Annotated in this window: 17 protein-coding genes; 15 read left to right on the forward strand and 2 right to left on the reverse strand. The window is 46.2% G+C overall.

The features are described 5' to 3' along the window. The first annotated feature begins 258 nt into the window (after positions 1-258). The 7 genes from C3V36_06020 (at position 259) to C3V36_06050 (ending at position 9,389) form a co-directional block, all read left to right on the forward strand. Entirely contained in the window at positions 259-1,353 is a 1,095-nt protein-coding gene (locus C3V36_06020; protein AVM68832.1) for a GGDEF domain-containing protein, read from the forward strand. Between the two features lie 350 nt (positions 1,354-1,703). Further along, positions 1,704-3,563 (forward strand): nucleoside-diphosphate sugar epimerase, encoded by a 1,860-nt coding sequence (locus tag C3V36_06025; GenBank protein ID AVM70457.1) that lies wholly within the window; start codon positions 1,704-1,706, stop codon positions 3,561-3,563. 167 nt (positions 3,564-3,730) lie between these two features. Beyond that, entirely contained in the window at positions 3,731-4,438 is a 708-nt protein-coding gene (locus tag C3V36_06030; GenBank protein AVM68833.1) for a DNA-binding response regulator, read from the forward strand. 9 nt (positions 4,439-4,447) lie between these two features. After that, positions 4,448-6,211 (forward strand): hypothetical protein, encoded by a 1,764-nt coding sequence (locus C3V36_06035; GenBank protein AVM68834.1) that lies wholly within the window; start codon positions 4,448-4,450, stop codon positions 6,209-6,211. Between the two features lie 147 nt (positions 6,212-6,358). Further along, positions 6,359-6,988, forward strand: coding sequence for a hypothetical protein (locus C3V36_06040; GenBank protein ID AVM68835.1), 630 nt, complete (start codon positions 6,359-6,361; stop codon positions 6,986-6,988). 29 nt (positions 6,989-7,017) lie between these two features. Beyond that, positions 7,018-8,523, forward strand: a complete 1,506-nt coding sequence (locus C3V36_06045; protein AVM68836.1) for a hypothetical protein — start codon at positions 7,018-7,020, stop codon at positions 8,521-8,523. Continuing rightward, positions 8,520-9,389, forward strand: a complete 870-nt coding sequence (locus tag C3V36_06050) for a hypothetical protein (GenBank protein ID AVM68837.1) — start codon at positions 8,520-8,522, stop codon at positions 9,387-9,389. The genes C3V36_06045 and C3V36_06050 overlap by 4 nt, the downstream gene beginning before the upstream one ends. A gap of 165 nt (positions 9,390-9,554) precedes the next feature. Here C3V36_06050 and C3V36_06055 read toward each other — a convergent pair whose 3' ends face one another. Continuing rightward, a complete protein-coding gene (locus C3V36_06055) occupies positions 9,555-10,808 on the reverse strand; it encodes an AAA family ATPase (GenBank protein AVM68838.1) in 1,254 nt (417 codons plus the stop codon). A gap of 474 nt (positions 10,809-11,282) precedes the next feature. Here C3V36_06055 and C3V36_06060 point away from each other — a divergent pair, with 474 nt between their 5' ends. From C3V36_06060 to C3V36_06095, 8 genes are all read left to right on the forward strand, one after another. Further along, positions 11,283-12,572, forward strand: coding sequence for a UDP-N-acetylglucosamine 1-carboxyvinyltransferase (locus C3V36_06060; protein AVM68839.1), 1,290 nt, complete (start codon positions 11,283-11,285; stop codon positions 12,570-12,572). A gap of 207 nt (positions 12,573-12,779) precedes the next feature. Further along, positions 12,780-13,082, forward strand: coding sequence for an HU family DNA-binding protein (locus tag C3V36_06065; GenBank protein ID AVM68840.1), 303 nt, complete (start codon positions 12,780-12,782; stop codon positions 13,080-13,082). A 91-nt stretch (positions 13,083-13,173) separates the two neighbouring features. Further along, the gene (locus tag C3V36_06070; protein ID AVM68841.1) at positions 13,174-13,422 is read left to right on the forward strand and encodes an RNA-binding protein; all 249 of its coding nucleotides are present in this window, start codon (positions 13,174-13,176) and stop codon (positions 13,420-13,422) included. A 3-nt stretch (positions 13,423-13,425) separates the two neighbouring features. Further along, complete coding sequence (locus C3V36_06075; GenBank protein ID AVM68842.1) at positions 13,426-13,707, forward strand: hypothetical protein; 282 nt, start codon at positions 13,426-13,428, stop codon at positions 13,705-13,707. Between the two features lie 11 nt (positions 13,708-13,718). Beyond that, positions 13,719-14,720, forward strand: coding sequence for a tRNA lysidine(34) synthetase TilS (tilS, locus tag C3V36_06080; GenBank protein ID AVM68843.1), 1,002 nt, complete (start codon positions 13,719-13,721; stop codon positions 14,718-14,720). 300 nt (positions 14,721-15,020) lie between these two features. After that, complete coding sequence (gene hpt, locus C3V36_06085) at positions 15,021-15,548, forward strand: hypoxanthine phosphoribosyltransferase (GenBank protein AVM68844.1); 528 nt, start codon at positions 15,021-15,023, stop codon at positions 15,546-15,548. A gap of 193 nt (positions 15,549-15,741) precedes the next feature. Continuing rightward, positions 15,742-17,592, forward strand: coding sequence for a cell division protein FtsH (locus tag C3V36_06090; protein AVM70458.1), 1,851 nt, complete (start codon positions 15,742-15,744; stop codon positions 17,590-17,592). Positions 17,593-18,145: 553 nt separating this feature from the next. Continuing rightward, positions 18,146-18,739, forward strand: a complete 594-nt coding sequence (locus tag C3V36_06095) for a YihA family ribosome biogenesis GTP-binding protein (protein ID AVM68845.1) — start codon at positions 18,146-18,148, stop codon at positions 18,737-18,739. 16 nt (positions 18,740-18,755) lie between these two features. Here the strand turns inward: C3V36_06095 and C3V36_06100 are convergent, their stop codons facing one another. Beyond that, positions 18,756-19,970, reverse strand: coding sequence for an ATPase (locus tag C3V36_06100; GenBank protein ID AVM68846.1), 1,215 nt, complete (start codon positions 19,968-19,970; stop codon positions 18,756-18,758). Positions 19,971-20,151 lie beyond the last annotated feature (181 nt).

Raw genomic sequence — 20,151 nt, forward strand, 5'->3', positions numbered from 1 at the left:
GGCAGAAGGGTGCTTTTTCAATGTATTTTTTTATGTATTTTAGGGAAAATGAACAAGAAATAAATTGAAAATCCTATGGATAGTAAAAAAGAACTATAAAGAAAATAAGACTTTTAATGAATAAAAAGCAAAAAATGAATAGACAAAAATGCAAAAGTTGGATATAATAAGAATAAGCAGTTACAAGGTTTACATAGGTCATAAGAACTATTAATGGTCTTGAAATAAAGGTATAAATACCTACGACAAGCTGACGAAATGGCTTGCAGATGGGGTTGGAATATGACAGAAGAAAAAGCAAGGGATTTAAAGAAATACCCATTATATTATCCGCTGGTTATGGGTGCACTGTTAGTGCATGTTATCTGTCAGGTTTTGTTTCTTTACTGGAACGAGCCGGTGATGAAGTTTTATAATCTGTTCAGTATTGCCGTTTTTGCAGCGGGTTTGCGATATATCCGCCGGTATCAGAAGCGGGTTGTTTTTATTGTTTTAGTGGAAGCGACCATTTTTGTGATGCTGGCGACGATTACGATGGGCTGGGACTATGGTTTTCAGAACTGGATGTTTGCTTTTCTGATTGTTGAATTGACGGTGCCGTTTAAGGAGCGAAACCCCTTTTATGTGCTCGGCGTATTGCAGTCTGTTCTGTACATTGCCCTTTCTTTTGCTATCAAACAGAAAATGGAGTGGGAAGTTTTATTTCACTTGGACATGATGTTTATTTCTTTAAATATGGCGGCGGTTTTTGCGGTGATTTTCTTTTCCGAGCGGGTACTGGGGCTGTCCAAAGCGATTGAGTTCTTTTTCCTGCAAAAGGAAATGGACGAGATGCGAGAGAGCATTTCCCGGGATGAGCTGACGGGTCTGGTCAGCCGACGGCGGATGAATCAGATCTTAGCGGAGATGAATGATCGCCTGCAAAGAGAGAATATGAAGTTTTATTTGATTTTTGCCGACATTGATCATTTTAAAAATATCAATGATGCTTACGGCCACGAGTTCGGCGACTGCGCTTTGAAACAGGTGTCGAATATTTTGAACCGCGAGCTACGGGGCGATGATATCGTGGCGCGCTGGGGTGGTGAAGAGTTTTTGATTTTGCTGCGCAGCAAAGCAAATGGCAAAGGGCCGTTGGCGGTTGCCGATGTGAAGGAAATTTTAAACCGGGTGCGCCGGAAGGTTGAGGAAACGCCGCTTTGCCGTCAGGGGGAGGATATTGCCATCACCATTACTTTCGGGGGCGTTGGTTCGGACAATTACCGGGATGTCTATGAGATGATTCGCCGGGCTGACGAGCAGATGTATAACGGCAAAAAAGCCGGTCGCAACCGGGTGCAAATTGAGGAGTAATTTGCCGGTTTTGGCGGAAATGTGTTTTGTATTTATGTACAGTTCAGGCAAGTCATTCGTAATTCCTTGCAGTGTCGGCGAATTACCGGTGCGGGCGGAAATGCCTGCCGGCTTGAACTGTAACTTCAATTCTTGAAAAAAAGCAGAGATAGGATTATAATAAGAAATGAGCCTTGCGCTAAGGTGCATTTCTTTTTTTCGTTTTAGAGATTGAAAAGAAAATAGCGGCCGGAAAAAATAAAGTCTTTGGGCCGGTGGCAGCAGCCGCGGGCGCTAAAGTACCAAGCGCAGAGAGCGGCGGGACATTCGGGCGGGAAAGTCAAAACAGAAATCAGAAAAAGGGGAACATTATGCGGGAAAGCTGGAAGAACATTGATAAAAAGCTGCTGGTGAGGAGAGCTTTTTTGATTTTACTGGATATTTTATTAATTAATTTAGCGGCAGGCTGTGCCCTGCTGGTGCGCTTTGATTTTAGTCTGAGCAATATTCCCGGCGGGTACAGCGAGGCGGTGTTTCGGTATGCCCCGATTAATATCGTCGTTACCTTGGGTCTGTTTTGGCTGTTTCGGCTGTATCACAGCCTGTGGAAATATGCCGGCATCGAGGAGCTGACCAATGTAGCCTATGCCTGCGCCTTTTCGGCAGCTGCTCAATGGGGCGGAATGATGGCCTTGGGAGTGCATGTGCCGCGCAGCTTTCATCCGCTGTACTTGGGCTTTTTGCTCTTTTTGGCGGCGTCTTCCCGTTTTGCCTATCGTTTTCTGCGGGCCTTAAATAATCGCTACCGCAATGACCGCAAACGGCGGACGATGATTATCGGCGCGGGCGAAGCGGCGAATGCGATTATCAAGGAGATTAACAACAGCCAGTATCTGGACGGGAAAATCGTCTGTGCGATTGACGATAACCGCAGTAAGATCGGCAGCTATATTCAGGGGGTTAAGGTCACCGGCGCCAGAGAAGATATCCTTGACATGGTAAACAAATATGAAGTGACCGATATCATTATTGCCATTCCCTCGTATTCCAAGGAGCATTTGAAACCGATTCTGGATATCTGTAAGCAGACGGAGTGTTCCCTCAAGATTTTGCCGGGCATGTATCAGTTGATTAACGGACAGGTCAGTGCTTCGCAGCTGCGGAGTGTCGATATTGAGGACTTGGTGGGTCGGGATACGGTTGATTTAGACTTAGGCAGTATTATGAATTATGTCGGCGGCAAAACGGTGATGGTGACCGGCGGCGGCGGGTCGATCGGCAGCGAGCTCTGCCGGCAGCTGGCAAAATATCAGCCGGCCCGGTTGATGATTGTTGATTTTTACGAGAATAACGCTTACGATATTGAGCAGGAGTTAAAGGCCAAATATAAGGATTTGAACTTAACGGTGCTGATTGCTTCGGTTTGTGATGAAAAGCGAATGGCGGCTATTTTTGAGAAGTACCGGCCGGATATTGTGTATCATGCGGCGGCGCATAAGCATGTGCCGCTGATGGAAGGAAGTCCGAACGAAGCGATTAAAAACAATGTTTTCGGTACGCAGACAATGGCGGAGCTGGCCGACCGCTACGGAGTCAAGCGCTTTGTTTTGATTTCGACCGATAAGGCAGTCAATCCGACGAACATTATGGGAGCATCGAAGCGGATTTGCGAGATGCTGATTCAAAGCTTTGATAAAAAGTCCAAAACCGAGTTTGCGGCTGTACGTTTTGGAAATGTTTTGGGCAGCAACGGCAGTATTGTGCCGCTGTTCCGCAAGCAGATTCTGCGGGGCGGGCCGGTCACGGTCACGCATCCTGATATTATCCGTTATTTCATGACAATTCCGGAGGCGGTGGCTTTGGTGCTGCAGGCGGGAGCGCTGGCCGGCGGCGGTGAGATTTTTGTGTTGGATATGGGGGAGCAGGTCAAAATTGTAGATTTGGCTCGGAACCTGATTCGGCTGATGGGTTTTGTGCCCGACCGGGATATTAAGATTGAATATATTGGCCTCCGGCCGGGTGAAAAGCTGTATGAGGAGTTTTTAATGGCTGAGGAGGGCTTACAGGAAACCAGCAATAAGCTGATTCATATCGGCCGGCCGATTCCGATGGAGGAGGAAGTCTTTGCTGCCAATTTAGCTAAGCTCAGGCAGGCGGTCGAAGAAGAAGGCGAAATCAAAGAGATTGTTAAAAGCCTTGTGCCGACTTACCGGATGGACGGGCAGGAGTAGGCGCTGCATACCATGGGTGAGCGGGCGCTGATAGAAGATATTGATGAATATATAGCGGTACTTGCGGCCAGGGAAACGCAAGGGGAATAAGATTTGCTTGTGCTTTTGGTAAAAAACGGCTATAATAAAGGTTGGAGCAGACAGACAGCTGACGGTGAGGAAATGTTATGGCATATAAATTATTGGTAGTGGACGATGAAAGCAATATCGTGGACATTTTGCGGTTTAATTTGGAAAAAGAAGGCTTTGAAGTGCATACCGCTGAAAACGGCAGGCAGGGCTATGAGCTTTTTAAAAAAGAAAAGCCGGATTTGCTGCTGCTGGATATCATGATGCCGGAATTGGACGGTTTTGGCCTGTGCAAGATGATTCGGGAAGAATCCAATGTGCCGATTATCATGTTGACGGCTCGGGCGGAGGAAGTCGACAAGGTGCTGGGACTGGAGTTTGGAGCGGATGATTACATCACCAAGCCTTTCAGCGTCAGAGAATTGATTGCCAGAGTCAAGGCCAATCTGCGCCGGCAAAATATGGAGGGGCAAAGCATCGGTCTGCCGGATAAAATTTTACGCTTCGGGAAATTAGAGGTCGATACGGTACAGTACAAAGTGACCAAAGACAAGGCCGAGATTGATTTGACGGTTCGTGAGTACGAATTGCTTAAGTTTTTAATGGAGCAGGGCAATCAAATCTTTACCCGCGAGCAGCTTTTGGAGCAGGTTTGGGGCTATGAATACTATGGCGATGTGCGGACGGTTGACGTCACGGTACGTCGGCTTCGGGAAAAAATTGAGGATGAGCCGAGCAATCCCATTTATATTTTAACTAAGCGGGGCGTGGGCTATTATTTTAATCCGAAGAAAACCGGAGTTTAGGGAGAATATATGCATTTAAGAAGTATACGCTGGCGCTTGGTGACGATTTATGTTTTGCTGGTAATTATTGTCATGATGGCCAGCGGAACCTTGATTGTATATCTGACCAGAGATAATGAGTATAAGGTGATCAAAAACGATCTGCGGCATCTGGCGGCACTGGCGACCGCCATTTCCGCCGAGGATGACGCATCGGCGGAAGCGCTGGAAAAACAGTATATGAACCTGCTGATGCAGGGGCGGCTGGGTCAGCCGGCCTCGGACAGTATTATTTGTATGCTGCGGCCAAACGGGGAAGTGATTTATACGACCTCGGAGGTGGAAACGGCCAAGCGGATTCTGACGCCGCAGACCATGGCGGCGGCTATGGGCAATACGCTGGAGGAGTTTGACCGGGTCGGCAACATTCGGGAAAATGACCGAATGATGGGATTGGCCTTGCCGGTCAAGGACAACCGGGGCGAAGTCGCCTTTATTCTTTATTTTTTAAAGGGAACCGAGCAGGTGGAAGAAAACATCCGGCGGACGGTTTATGTCATTGCGGTTTCGGTTTTGCTGGCAATCGGGCTGGCGATGTTTTTGGGCTATGTTTTTGCCGGATATTTGACTCGGCCGATTCGTTCGCTTTCCAGGCGGGCTAAGGATATGGCGGCCGGAAACCTGAAAAACCCGATTCCGGTGCTGTCCAATGATGAAATTGGCGATTTGACCGATAATTTTAACTATATGGCTAAGTCCTTGAACCGGACGATGGAACAGATGGCCGGGGAAAAGAACAAGATGGAAACCATTATTCATTATATGACCGACGGGATTCTGGTCTTTGATGAAGAGGGCCAGATTATTCATAAAAATCCGGCTTCGATGCGGATGCTGGATTTCCGCGGTGCTAAAAATTATGAGGAAGTTTTTGATGAAGCCCTGAAAATGTCGTATCGGGAGCTGACCGGGAAGATGGAACAGGGTCAGCTAAAGTTTACTTTGGAAAAGGAAAATCAATATTTTAATGTGGCGTTTGCCCGATATTTCAGTGACGACCGGGTGGCCCGAGGAGTGATTTGCGTTATTCAGGACGTCACAGAGCATAAAAAGCTGGAGCAGATTCAAAAAGAGTTTGTGGCCAATGTTTCGCATGAACTGCGGACGCCGATTACAACGGTGAAAAGCTATGCCGAAACTTTGCTGGATTTGCCGCCGGAGGATATTGAGAACCGGGAACGGTTTTTGACCGTTATTAATTCGGAAAGCGACCGGATGACGGCTTTGGTTCAGGATTTACTGGACTTATCTAAGCTTGATAACAAAAAGATTGGTTTTCAGATGGAGCAGATTGAACTGACAGCGCTGGTCCGCGGCGAGGTAGAGGGCTACCAGATTCATGCCCGTAAAAAAGGACAGCAACTCTTATTTGAAGCTGAGGAAAACTATTATATTTACGGCGATCCCGGTCGGGTATCGCAGGTTTTTCGCAATTTGATTTCCAATGCCGTTAAATACAGCGGTGAGGGCAGTCAGGTTAAGGTGTCGTTATCCGCGGAAGAAAGTTTTGTGGTCGGTAAGATTCAGGATCAGGGGATCGGAATCGCGCCGGAGGATTTGCCACGGGTATTTGAGCGCTTTTACCGGGTCGATAAGGCCCGCTCCCGGGCGATGGGCGGAACGGGATTGGGACTGGCGATTGTCAAGGAGATTATGCAGTATCACGGCGGCCGGGTTGAGGTCACATCGGAGCTGGGGAAGGGGAGTTGTTTTTATTTATATTTTCCCTGTTGAGTGGGATTTTTGGCGACGTTCCGTCAGCCTTATTCGTAACCTATCCGTTAGCGGATTGTAACGGTTTTGTAATATAAATCCGGTATAATGTGTACCAATCAGGGAAATATTCTAAACTGTAACAGATAAAAGGAGAAAGGAGCGAATATGAAAAAAAACAGGCTTGGATTGTTTTTTATTTGTTTGATATGGACGTTCCTCTTTTCTTTTGCTGCCGAGGCGAGCACCTTCGCAAACGGTGGGGTTCGTGAAACCGCAGGCAATAAAGTTATGACAAACAAGGCAACGGAAGAAAAAGCTGCGCTGGGTCAGGCGGAAAAGCTGGAAGCAGCCGGTATTGCGGCCGAAAGTTTACTGCAATATGTGCAGGAATTGGAAGAAGGTCTGAAAACGGAAGAAAACGGCGTGGCGGAGCAAATCGGCTCTTTGACATTGACTGAGGGAATCGGTAAAAAAAGAACGAAGCTTTTCAGCGGCAGCCGCAAGCTCTTAGGAAGCGGCGGCAAGGAAGATCGGGTTGATTTGGTGCTGTTTTATTTGCCGGCCAAAGAAGACGACAAAACCGAGCCGATGATTTTGCAGATCGATCAGTATACCATCGGAGCCAGCAAGTTGTTCAGCGCTGAGATTGAATTAAACCGTGTCGGGGTCAATTACCTGCTGATTCAAGTCGGCGGGGAAAACCAAAAACTGTCTTATCAGCTCTACCAGATTATTGTCGAGGACATTAAAACCAAAGACAAATTGGAAAGCATGACATTAAAGTTTAAAAAATAGTTTTGCGCAGCCGGAGGCCGATAAAATGTATGAGCAGACGGTACGCAAGCGGGGCGGTTGTGAATACGATGCGTGTGCGGCGTGATGACGGGAGTCGCATGGTGCGGCGGATTGGCCGTATGCGCAGCCAAGAATCGAAAGAAAAGAATTGGAATGGAGCAAAGATGAGCGGCAAAACAGCGATTAAGTCGATGACATTAGCAGTGCTTATTTTAGTGAGTCTTTTGCAGATTGAAAGGTTATGGTTTGAAAACCATGGCCTTTTTTCTTCTGCGGTACAGAAACAAACGGCGGAGCAGGCCTTGCAGGACCTGATTATGGAGCCGGAATATATTGCCCTGCATAAGGGAGAAATCAAAGGGGAGTACCATGTGCTTGACTCAGCCGGGATTTTATTCAGTTCGATTTTAAAAGATACCGGCCGGGTGATTCGCCAGCTTGAGAAAATGTCGGTGATAAATCAATATGATTATCCGGTTTTGTTTGAGCAGCCGCATATTTTGTATCATTTTTCGGTACCGATTTCGGCGGAAACGATTGGCCGGATTGCGCAAATAAAGATGCCGAAAGAGGCAGCGGAGATTACCGGCATGGCTTTGGTTCCGGCAGGATTAGCCGAGAACCGCTTTTTGCTGCTCTTTTTTGATAAGGACACGACTTTGGTCAAGGGTTTTTCTGTTTTAAAAAATGATTTATCCGATGAAAATGAAGTTTTCAGCCGTTATATCAGCGGTCAGGTTTCCGCCGGTAATCTCCGGCTGTCCGCCAAACAGCAGGGGCTGGCTGATTTTGCCGGTGAGGTGCTGCTGCCGGCACCGAAACAAAACTATATTTTGCCCCAGGAATGGAAATGGGAAGCGCCTTATCTGCTGGAGGCAGACGGGCGGCTCATGATTGATACCGACCGGTTGTCGGAATATATCTTTTTCTTTGTTAAAAACCCGCGAATTTTATGGAGTATTCTGGAGGCGGAAAGAGCCCGCTATGGTGATTCATCAACACTCGTGGAGTATAACACCAAAGGGATATTTACCTATCGCTTGGCTCAGGCAGTTGAAAAAAGGAGCGAGGCTCTGCCGGCAGGCGAAGCCTTAAAAAAAGCGGTTAATTTTATGAATAAGGACAGTCTGTTGAGTACACAGGAGATTAAATTATCGGCCTATCAGGCGGAGGGCGCGCGGCATCATTTTTATTTTGATTATTATTTCCGGGGGCATCGTTTGATTTGGAACGAGGAAATGACGGAGCATTACGGTGTTAAGTATCCGCTGGAGGTAGCGGTGGAAGGGGAGCAGGTGACTTTGTATAAGCGGCTGCTGCTTCAGCCGGAAGTGCTGCTCCAGCAGGGGGTGCGGTTTCAGGCCAATTATGAAGAGGTGCTGAACCGCTTTTATCAGACACATGATCAAGCGGTGATCCGAGATTTGTCTTTGGCGTATTTTGCCGAGAAAAGCGGTGTCCGGCTGGGCTGGGTGATTGATACCGACGGCGGAGAGTTTCTTTATTCCCTGATACCGCAAGGAGGGAAACGATGAACTGGAATAAGATATTATCGGTTTTTATTGTCATATTTTTGGTGATTAATCTGGGTCTTTACGGGGTGAGGAGTATTCGGGACCAGCGCAGCTATACGCTGTCCAATAATCGGACCCGGCAATTGGAAAATATGATGAAGCAAAAAGGGGTAACGATGTATGATTATCTGCCGGAGTTTTATCCCAAGGCAATTTTAGAGTTGAAATCGGCGGAGTGGAAAAAAGAAGAGATTTTAGCGAAAATTTTCGGTGGGCAGGATTATCGTTCGGAAATTACCTATCAGGCGGCCCTGGCGGACAGCTATCAAAACGACCGCCAGCAGCTGGCTTTTTACACGGGTGATCACAGCGGTACTCTTTATTATAAAGGGAAAAATGAGCGCTATGTACCGGACAGTTCTGCGCTGTCGGCGTTAGAGGCCAAAGCACTGCTCTTTGTCAGGGATCTGGTCGGCGATGGCAAACAGTTCCAGGTAACAAACCGGCAAGTCAAGGGTTCGGAATATTTGCTGGATATCAATGGTGTTTTTCGTGGTCAGATCATATTCAGCAGCCAGTTTCAGGTTCAAATCGGAGAAAAAGGCATCAGCGAGGCGATTGGGCATTTTTACGAGCCGCTTGAGTTTGACGGGGCGGCACAGGAGATTTATGCCTTTGATGAAGTGATGTACTATTTTATGAATAAAATGGAAGAAAAGGGCAAAAAAAATATTATCATTAAGGATGCGGATATCGGTTACTGGATTTTGGATTCGGATACCCGCCAACTAACGATTGAAGCAACGCCGGTCTACCGCCTGATTTTGGAGGACGGCAGCATTTACTATATTGACGCTTATCAAAATGAGTTTTTAAATGCGGAGTAGGAGCTGTCTGCCCGGCAAGTGTCTAATAAAAATTTCTGCGGCAATCTGCAAAAATTTTTATTAGACGCTCAGGTGCTATATTTGAGAGGCAGGAATTGAAAATGTCGGCAAAGCCAAGACGAAAGAAGCGGAGGCAGCCGGTTTTTGGTGTGTTGCCCTTACGTTTTAAAAATCTAAACTATTTTCATTTAAAAGAAAATCAAATATATTCATGATCAGTGTTCCTGATTCGGTGAACCTTGGCGAAGTCGCATCCTTGGCAATGATTATTTTTTTGAAGGAATCGGGAATTCGCCGCAAAGAGCCTTCTTCCTGTTCCAGCTTTTCTTGATTAGGCACGGCAAAGGCAGATTGGATATAACAGCGTTTGGAACCTTTGTTGCAGACGAAATCCACTTCCAGATGCTTGCGGACAGTATTTCCGCCTGCATTTCGTTCATTGCAGATTACCAGCCCAATGTCTACATTGTAGCTGCGGATTTTGAGTTCGTTGAAGATGATATTTTCCATCGTATGCGTTTCTTCCAATTGACGAAAATTCAGTCTGGCATTTCTAAGCCCCATATCCGTGAAATAATATTTCAGAGGCGTATTGATGTATTTTTTTCCTTTGATATCGTATCGAAGCGCTTTGTCAATCAGGAAAGCATCGCAGAGGGCATCAAGGTATTTTTTCACGGTAATGGGGCTGATTGCTTTTTGCTTTACGCTTCGAAATGTATCGGAAAGTTTTTTCGGATTCGTCAGAGAGCCGATTGCCGAGGAAATGATATTGAGGACTTCTTCCAGTTCGTCTTGATTTCGGATATTGTTTCGACCAAGAATGTCCTGAATATAGGTTTCTGCGAACAGCATTTTTAAAAATGAAATTTTTTGCTCATTCTCCGTATAGGTGAGGACGGATGGCAAGCCGCCGTAAAGCATATATTCGTTCCAGCCCTCGTATTTTGAGTGCGGATAAGCGGACATAAATTCAGAAAAACTCAGCGGATACATAGAAATTTCATCCCCTCGGCCGCGAAATTCCGTAATAATATCCTTAGATAGGAACTTGGCATTGCTTCCGGTGACATAGACATCGACATTTTCCATTCGGATAAAACCATTAAGTACGGATTCAAACTCATCCAAAAGCTGAACTTCGTCCAAAAGGAGATAGTACATTTTGTCATCCTTGATTTGCTCCTCAACAAAAGGGTAGAATACTTCGGGATTTCGATACTTTCTGTTTTTAAAAGTATCAAAAGCAATCGCAATGATATGCTGTTGGTCAATGCCATTCTCTATCAGATGATTTTTGAATAAGTGAAACAGCAGATAGGATTTCCCACAGCGGCGGATACCAGTGACTACCTTAATCAGCCCGTTATGCTTTCGGGCAATCAATTTTTTCAAATAGGAATCTCTTTTAATTTCCATATCAATATCTCTCCAATAATTTTTTGGCAGCAATCTGCATTTATTTTTATTAGAGTATAGCATATCGCCCCTTAGCATACAAGTGTCTAATAAAAATTTCTGCAGCAATATGCAAAAATTTTTATTAGACAAAAAAGATTTTTTTGTTTTGCGCCATTTCTTTAGCCTAAAACAGCGATTACAACTATCCGGAACAGTTCAGATAAACTTGTAGGCAGTGAATTACAAATGTTTGCGTTAAGCAAATAGATAGCAGCCAGAAATAATCGCATGTCTTTCGCGTTTAAAAAATGAACATTTCTTGCAGATTCAACTTGCAATTAGAATAAGAGCGTGCTATAATTCAGAGGAATAAAAGCATCGCTCATAAACGGAACCAATTCGCTTTTGGTGCGGATGCGGCCGGCCCGAAAGGGCTGTTTGGATGAAGATGAGAGAGCTGAGTCATAAAACAAAAGTTATAGAGGTGAAAAAATGGAACAATTACTGATTGAGGGCGGAGTCAGACTGAAGGGACAAGTGGAAGTCAGCGGTGCCAAGAATGCGGCTTTGCCGATTTTGGCGGCGGCAACTCTAACTCAGGATGTTTGTGTGATCGAAAACGTGCCGAATATTTTAGATATCCAGATTATGATGAAGGGAATCGAATGTCTGGGGGCAAAGGTAACCTATCAGAATGGCCGGGTGACGATTGACGGCAGCGGAATTAAGCAGCCGCTGGTGGATTCGGAATATATGCAGCAGATTCGCGGCTCTTATTATTTACTGGGAGCTTTATTGGGAAGATTTAAACATGCACAGGTGATTATGCCGGGAGGATGCAATCTGGGAACCCGGCCGATTGACCAGCATATTAAAAGCTTTGAAGCGCTGGGCGCTCGTACAAAAATTGAACACGGCTTTATTATTGCCAATGAGGAAAAAGCGCCGCTGATCGGTACCTCGATTTATTTGGATATTGCCAGTGTTGGCGCAACCATCAACAGCATGATGGCGGCGGTGCTGGCCGAAGGCAGAACGGTGATTGAAAATCCGGCTAAGGAGCCGCATGTTGTGGATTTAGCCAACTTCTTAAACAGCATGGGAGCCGATATTAAGGGTGCCGGGACGGATGTGATTCGGATTAAGGGCGTCAGCCGGCTGCACGGCTGCGAATACTCCATTATTCCCGATCAGATTGAAGCAGGTACCTTTATGGTGGCAGCGGCTATCACCGGGGGCGATGTAGTGGTGAAAAATCTGATTCCCAAGCATATGGAAGCAATTTCAGCCAAGCTTTTGGAAATGAATGTCAAATTAGAGGAACGGGAGGACGCGATTCGGGTTTATGTTGACGAACCGCTCAGGCCCTGCAATTTAAAAACTTTGTATTATCCGGGACTGCCGACCGATATGCAGCCGCAGATGACGGCACTGCTGGCCTTAATCGAAGGAACCAGCATTGTGACCGAAACCGTCTATATCGACCGGTTTCAGTATGTAGAAGAGCTTTTGAAAATGGGCGCCGATATCACGGTGGAGGGTAATACCGCCATTATCAAAGGTGTGCCGCGGCTTCTGGCGGCGGACGTAAAGGCCAAGGATTTACGGGCCGGTGCGGCATTGGTCTTGGCAGGACTGGCAGCACAGGGGCAAACCGGTGTTTTCCACCTGGATTATATTGACCGCGGCTATGAACGGATTGAAGAAAAATTGCAGAAATTAGGTGCCAACATCAAGCGGGTTTCCTTTGATAATGTCAAAAGCCAGCTCAGGGTTGTTTAATTCGGCAAGGAGATGCCGAAGCGGGAAAACGGCTAAAATAAAGGCTTTGTAATAAAGAAGCCGCTGTTTTAGCGAAAAAATGGCAAAAAATAAAGAAAAAAACTTGACAAACCGCTAAGAAACGGTTATAAATAGTATAAGAAGCAAGGTTTGCTTCGGATCTATTATAATTTTTCAATATTTTCAACTTGTACAGGAGGAGTTTAAATGAACAAAGCGGAATTAGTTAGCGCAATTGCAGAGAAGGCGGAACTGAGCAAGAAAGACGCGGAAAAAGGCTTAAAGGCTTTTATGGATGTTGTTACCGAAGAGTTGACCAAGGGTGGAAAAGTACAGTTAGTTGGCTTTGGTAATTTTGAAGTAGCCGAAAGAAAAGAAAGAAAAGGACACAATCCGCAGACCAAACAGCAGATTACGATTCCGGCTTCGAAGGCACCGAAGTTCAAAGCTGGTAAGGCTTTAAAGGATGCGGTTAATGTACCGGCTCCGAAATCCAAGAAGAAGAAATAAGTATCTCGAAAAATCATATACAAAAGATCTACCCCGTCGGGATAGGTCTTTTGTCTTTTGTACGGCCGGCAGCCGGCAGAAAAGAGGCAAGATGAGAATCGACAAGTTTTTAAAGGTATCCCGTTTGATTAAACGGCGGACAGTGGCAAATGAAGCGGCATCGGCCGGCCGGGTAAAAATTAACGGTAAGGTGGTCAAGCCATCCGAAGAGGTCAAAATCGGCGATATTATTGAGATTGGCTTTGGCCAGAAAAGCGTTAAGGCTGAGGTATTATCAATCAGTAATGTCATCCGCAAAGAAGAAGCCGATGGCATGATCCGGTATTTATCGGGAGAATAAGCTATGGGAAAAATCAGACGGTCTAAAATCTATATTTTGTTTGTGATCAGCGTCTTAACAGTCGTGGCCGGTGTTCAGCTGGTCAATCTGTTCCATCAGTACAATGAAAAAGAGGGTGAAGCCCAAGCGCTCAGGGAAAAAATCCGGATGGAAAACGAAAAGAATCTGCAGCTGAAGGAATATGAACAATATATGCAGTCAGACGCTTTTATCGAGGAAAAGGCCAGAGAAGAGTTTAACCTGATCAAAGACGGCGAAGAAGTCTATATTTTGAAAAAAGAGTAAGGACGAAACACATGCAAAATCATAAGAAAATACCAGAAAGGATTTTGGCGGCGCAGTTGATCTTGTCGGGAGAGGCGATATTAGCCGGATTTTCCGGCGGCAGTGACAGCGCGGCGCTTTGTCATGCTCTGGCCGGACTGCGGGCAGAGCTTGGTTTTTCTTTGGAGCTTTTTTATGTGCAGCATGGTTTAAGGGATGAAGAAAGCCGATCGGAAGAAGAGTTTGTTCGGGACTGGGCCAAGCGCTATAACTGCCCGATTAGCGTTCAAAGCGTGAACGTAAGAGAATTGGCTGCCCGGCAGAAGCTGTCAATTGAAACGGCAGCCCGGCGGCTGCGCTATCAGGCTTTTGCGCAAAAGGCGAAAACCGGAGGCTTTGATAAGGTCGCTTTGGCGCATCATGCCAAAGATCAGGCCGAAACCGTACTGTTGCATTTTTTACGGGGGAGCGGTGTGGACGGGCTCACCGGGATGAAACCGCAAAACGGGATTTATATCCGGCCGCTGCTGTCGGCGGGAAAAGAAGAAATTGAAAATTATTTACAAAGCGAAAAAGTTCCCTGGCGACAGGATTCTTCAAATGAAGATTGCCGGTACCGGCGCAATCGGGTGCGGCAGGAGTTGCTGCCGTATTTGCAGACGGCGTTTAACCCCAATTTAGTTCAGACTTTAACGCAGACCGCCGGACAAATGCGGGATTTGCAGGAATATTTAAAAGAACAGACGGAAAAGGAGTTTGCTTTGACCGGCTGCTGTCAAGACGGACGGGTGGTACTGGCGGGCAAACGTCTGAAAGAGCTTTTGCCTTATATGCAGCAAATGCTGATTCGGCGAGCGGTTCAGGCAGCCAAGGGTGATACCGTCAACTTGGAAGCGGTGCATGTGGCGCGGGCACTGTCATTGCTGGCCAAAGAAAACGGCAAACAGGAGGATTTGGTCGAATCTTGGCGGGTAAAAAAAGAGCGGGGCGATTTGGTCTTTTTCCAGGCATTTTTGCCCGGAGATCAATGTTAGGAATAATACACTAAACCATTTTGTTTGAAAGGACAAATTCCGGTTTTGATTTGATTTTATTTTAACAAATATTTAAGACTGTTTTTTATGAATGGCATGCACAAAGTTGATTTCCGTGCTTGACATATCTGGCTGGAAAAGGTATATTTAAATAATTGAAGATTTTAAAAAAATTAGGGTTACAGTTCAGACAAACCATTTGTAATTCGTCAAAACTGAATTTCGGTGAATTACGCATGCGGGCGTTAAGCAAATAGATGTATGCTTGTCTGAACGAATAACTATCGTAGGAGGACAGGCATGTCAGGCATTAAAATTAAAGAAAGAATAGCAAGAGAAACCATAGAAGCCAGAATCAAAGAATTGGGCAAGCAGATTAGCCGTGACTATGCGGACACAGGTGTGCATCTGGTCTGCATTTTAAAGGGTGCGTTCATGTTCATGAGCGATTTGGCCAAGGAGCTGACCTGCCCGGTAACGGTTGATTTTATGGCGGTCAGCAGCTATGAGGATCAGTTGGAAAGCACCGGTATTGTCAAAATCGTAAAAGATTTAGACGGCAGTATTGAAGGCAAACATGTGCTGATTATTGAAGATATCATTGATTCCGGGCGAACGCTCCATTATTTGATGGAGATTTTAGCCAAGCGCAATCCCGCTTCCATTCGGTTGGCGGCTCTTTTGGATAAAGCACCCCGGCGGGTAATTCCGATTGAGGTGGCTTATTGCGGTTTTCAGATTGAAGACTTTTTTGTGCTGGGATATGGCCTTGATTATTTGCAAAAATATCGTAATTTACCATATATCGGCGAATTAGTAGAGGAGTAAACAAAGCTTTGGTGTCCGGCCGGTGGCGAAGGCTCGAGGCCGGCAGGGCGGAGTGGTTTTCAGAAAGGAGAACTAGGTGAATAAGAACTTACGTGGGTTTGGCTTCTACGCGATCTTATTGGTGGTACTGTTTGCCGCTGCTTATTTCGCGCAGTCAACGCAAACCGCAGTAAATGAAATTAATTACGGCCAAATGGAACTGGCTCGGGATATTGATAAAGGCAATGTGGTGAAAATCATCATTTATCCGAGCGAATATATTCCGACCGGCCGGGCAGTTGTGTATTTTAAAGATCCGACCATCGCAGCAGCCGAGATTAACCTGCCCAATACTCAGGAATTTGAGAAGGAAATGCTGGCCAAAAATATCGGCACTTATATGGCCGAGGTGCAAAAGGCCAGTCAATTTTGGAGCATGGCGCCGATGGTGCTGACCTTTGTTTCGGTTCTTTTCCTGTTGATTTTTGTGATGAGCCAGGCTCAGGGCGGAGGGGGCTCTAAGATTATGTCGTTTGGCCGCAGCCGGGCGCGAAAATCCAGTGATAAGGATAAAAAGGTTACTTTTCAGGATGTGGCCGGTTTAGAGGAAGAAAAAGAGGATTTAAAGGAGATTGTTGAGTTTTTGATGAATCCGCAGAAGTTTTCCGCACTGGGTGCGCGGATTCCCAAAGGCGTGCTGCTGGTCGGCCCTCCGGGTACCGGTAAAACACTTTTAGCTAAGGCGGTGGCTGGAGAAGCGAAAGTGCCGTTCTTTAGTATTTCCGGTTCGGACTTTGTGGAAATGTTTGTCGGTGTCGGTGCTTCCCGAGTTCGGGATTTATTTGACGAAGCCAAGAAGCACTCGCCCTGTATTGTTTTTATTGACGAGATTGATGCGGTCGGACGCCGGCGCGGAGCCGGACTGGGCGGCGGGCATGATGAAAGAGAGCAGACGCTCAATCAGCTTTTGGTTGAAATGGACGGCTTCGGCATCAATGAAGGCGTAATCGTGATTGCAGCCACCAACCGGGTGGATATCTTAGACCCGGCACTGCTGCGGCCGGGGCGGTTTGACCGGCAGGTTACGGTCGGTCGGCCGGATGTCAAGGGTCGGGAGGAAATTTTGAAGGTTCATGCCAAGGGCAAGCCCTTGTCGGATAATGTGGATTTAAAAGAAGTGGCCAGAACAACCGCCGGTTTTACCGGCGCGGACTTGGAAAATCTCTTGAACGAAGCGGCGATTTTTGCCGCCCGCAAGGGTGCGCGCGTGGTCAGTCAGGATAATCTGCGCGAAGCTTTTGTTAAAGTCGGGATTGGTACGGAAAAGCGTTCCCGCATCATCAGTGAAAAGGAAAAGCGGATTACCGCCTATCATGAGGCGGGACATGCCATTATTCATCAGGTTTTACCGAACATTGACTCGGTGCACAGCATTTCCATCATTCCCACCGGTTTTGCCGGCGGCTATACTATGCCGATGCCGAAGAAGGACGAAATGTATATGACCAAGTCGAAGATGGAGCAGGAAATTGTGGCTCTCTTAGGCGGCCGGGCGGCGGAAGCGCTGATTATCGGCGATATCACCACCGGTGCATCCAATGATATTGAAAGAGCAACCAAGATTGCCCGCAATATGGTGGTGCGCTACGGGATGAGCGATGTGATCGGGCCGATTCTTTTGGGCGAGGATGAAGATGAGGTCTTTATCGGCCGGGATTGGGGGCATACCCGCAATTACGGCGAAAATATTGCCGGTTTGATTGATGAGGAAATTAAACGGATTGTAACGGATGCTTATCAGGAAGCAACCGATATTTTGGAGAAATACATTGATGTGCTGCATGCGACGGCGAAGCTTCTGATTGAAAATGAAAAAGTCTACCGCGAGCAGTTCGTTGCCTTGTTCGGCGATCGGCTGCCCAAGGAAGAAGAGGAAGAGATGCATACCTCTTTAAAGGAGCAGACCGAAGCACTGCGTCGGGCAAAGGAAGAAAAGGCGAATAATGACTTTATGCCTGATCTCGGCGGTGCGGATTTGGCTCCCGGAGAAAATAATCAGGAATAAAAGAGGACAGCAAGCGTCGGAGAAAACTCCGGCGTTTGTTATGTCATGATTTTTGAATTCCGTTACCGGTGTGGTTCGTGGTGACTAAGCGGGAGCGGCCGAATAGATAAAATTCACAAAAGCGGCTGCGAATCAAAAGGAGATTTGTTTAGAATTTAACTTCCTTAAAAAAATGCTCAAAGAAACTTTTGGAATTAAAAAAAGTTTGGGCAGACTTTTGCCGGCCGGGGTGCTATAATACAAACATACCTCAATAGAGTATTAAGTTTTTACTACCCCAAAAAAACAAAATACCTTCTCCTTAAAACTGCCTGTCCAGTAATGGAACAGGCAGTTTTGTTGTATACCCGCAAATTACCGCAAAGAATTCGTTGCAATCCATTTTTTCTCAAAGCATAATTATTTTGCATTTGGACGCATGAAATGGCTTGCCGGAACGGTAACGCCGGAGCCCGTGCGGTAACAAAGGGAAAATTGATTGCTGCCGGAATAGGAGTATGCTATAATCGGCTTAGAAAATCAGATGAAATCAAATAAGGAAAGGAAATAGAAAATGATAGTAAATAACGCTTCGCTGGCGGCAGTGGGAGTAAAGGAAGAACAATACCCCCAGACCGGCCTGCCGGAAATCGCCATGGCCGGCAAATCAAATGTCGGCAAGTCGTCACTGATTAACACACTTCTGCGGCGGAAAGCGCTGGCTCGGACTTCCTCGCAGCCCGGCAAGACGCAGACGATTAATTTTTATCAGGTCGAGAACCTGTTTTATTTTGTGGATCTGCCCGGTTACGGCTATGCCAAAGTGTCCAAAACCGAGCGGGAGCGCTGGGCGAAGATGATTGATGATTATCTGCATACCCGGCAGACGCTGCTGCAAGTCATTTTGCTGGTAGACGGCCGCCATGAGCCGTCGGCCAACGATGTGCAGATGCTGGAGTGGATTCGCTCGTTTGGCTATGCGCCGACCGTGATTGCAACCAAAATGGACAAAATGGGCAAACAGCAGCAGGCCAAAGCACTGAAGCTGATTCGCCAGACTCTGCAGCTGGAAAGCGACCAGCTGTTTCCTTTTTCGGCACTGACCAAAGACGGAACCGAACCGATTTGGGAAATGCTGGATAAACTGCTGATCAAAGCAGCAGACTGAAAGGAATAAGCCGCATTTAGTTCCATTCTTTCATCAGGAGAAAATTGCGGATATTTTGATGTTTAATGCCATTGCGGCTCATATCAAACTCATCCAGTGAAATGACATATTTTGGAAAATTATCACGGACAGTATCATATACACCAAATTCACGAGTAATGGTTTCCTCAGAGGAAAGCAGATAAGAAACTTGAATATATAGCTTTTGACCGTGCTGACTGCCCACAAAATCAATCTCTTTACTGCCGACTTTGCCGACAGTCACTTGATAGCCCCGACGCAGCATTTCCAGATAAATAATATTTTCCAGAATGAGATTGATTTCTTTGGTGTTGCCGCCGAAAACAGCCTCGCGTACGCCGTGGTCAGCAATATAGTATTTTTCGGTAGATGCAAGAAGCTGTTTGCCCTGTAAATCCTCACGTTTTACGGGATAGAACAAATAAGCGTCACAGCAGTATTTGAGATAATTTAAAATCGTTTCCGGTGCTACGGTGCGCTGCTCGTGTTTAAAAAACTTGGCAAGAGAGGAAGCGGAAAAGGGCGTGCCGATACTGGACATAACATAGGTGATGATGCGTTCCAGTAGGTCGGCATCGCGGATTTTGTTTCGCTGTACAATATCTTTGAGCTGAACCGAGTTAAACAGATCGCACAGATATTGCTTTGACGGTGCGTCTGCATAGTGCAGATTGGCCAGATAAGGCATACCGCCAGACAGAATATATTTTTGGAAGCATTTGGCAACCGGTTCTTCCGGTGCGGTCAGTCGGTACAACTCGATAAACTCTGCAAAAGAGAATGGATAGATAACAAACTCCACATAACGGCCACCCAGATAGGTTGCCAGTTCACCGGATAAGAGTCTGGCATTGGAGCCGGTGATATAAATATCACAGTTTAAAGAAAGCCGCAGAGAATTGATACATTTTTCCCAGTCTTTCACTTCCTGAATTTCATCAAAGAATAAATAAACCTTGCCCTCGATTGCGGCGGCTCGTTGAGTGATTTCATCATGCAGAGCGGCCGCTGTCTGCAAATGAGCATAGCGCATATCTTCAAAGTTGACCGAGATAAACTGACAAGGGTGGATGCCGCTTTCACTTAATTCCTGCTTTATTAATTCCAGCATAACCGATTTGCCGCAGCGCCGAATACCGGTCATCACTTTAATCAGTTCTGTTCCGATGAACGGACGAATACGGCTCATATATAGTTCCCGTTTAATCATCAAGAGCGCCTCCTTTTCCTGCGGTTTCAGCTTGCTATTATCATAAATGTATTTAAGTGAAATGAAATTTTCAAGATGGTTAGCTTATATTGCCTATGCGAAAGCTCGCTTTCAGTATAGGCAAATACAGCTAATCATCAATGTCGTTTTATATGCTTATAAAATAGCACAGTTACAACTG

The organism is Lachnospiraceae bacterium oral taxon 500 (genome assembly GCA_002999035.1).
Classification (GTDB): domain Bacteria; phylum Bacillota; class Clostridia; order Lachnospirales; family Vallitaleaceae; genus W11650.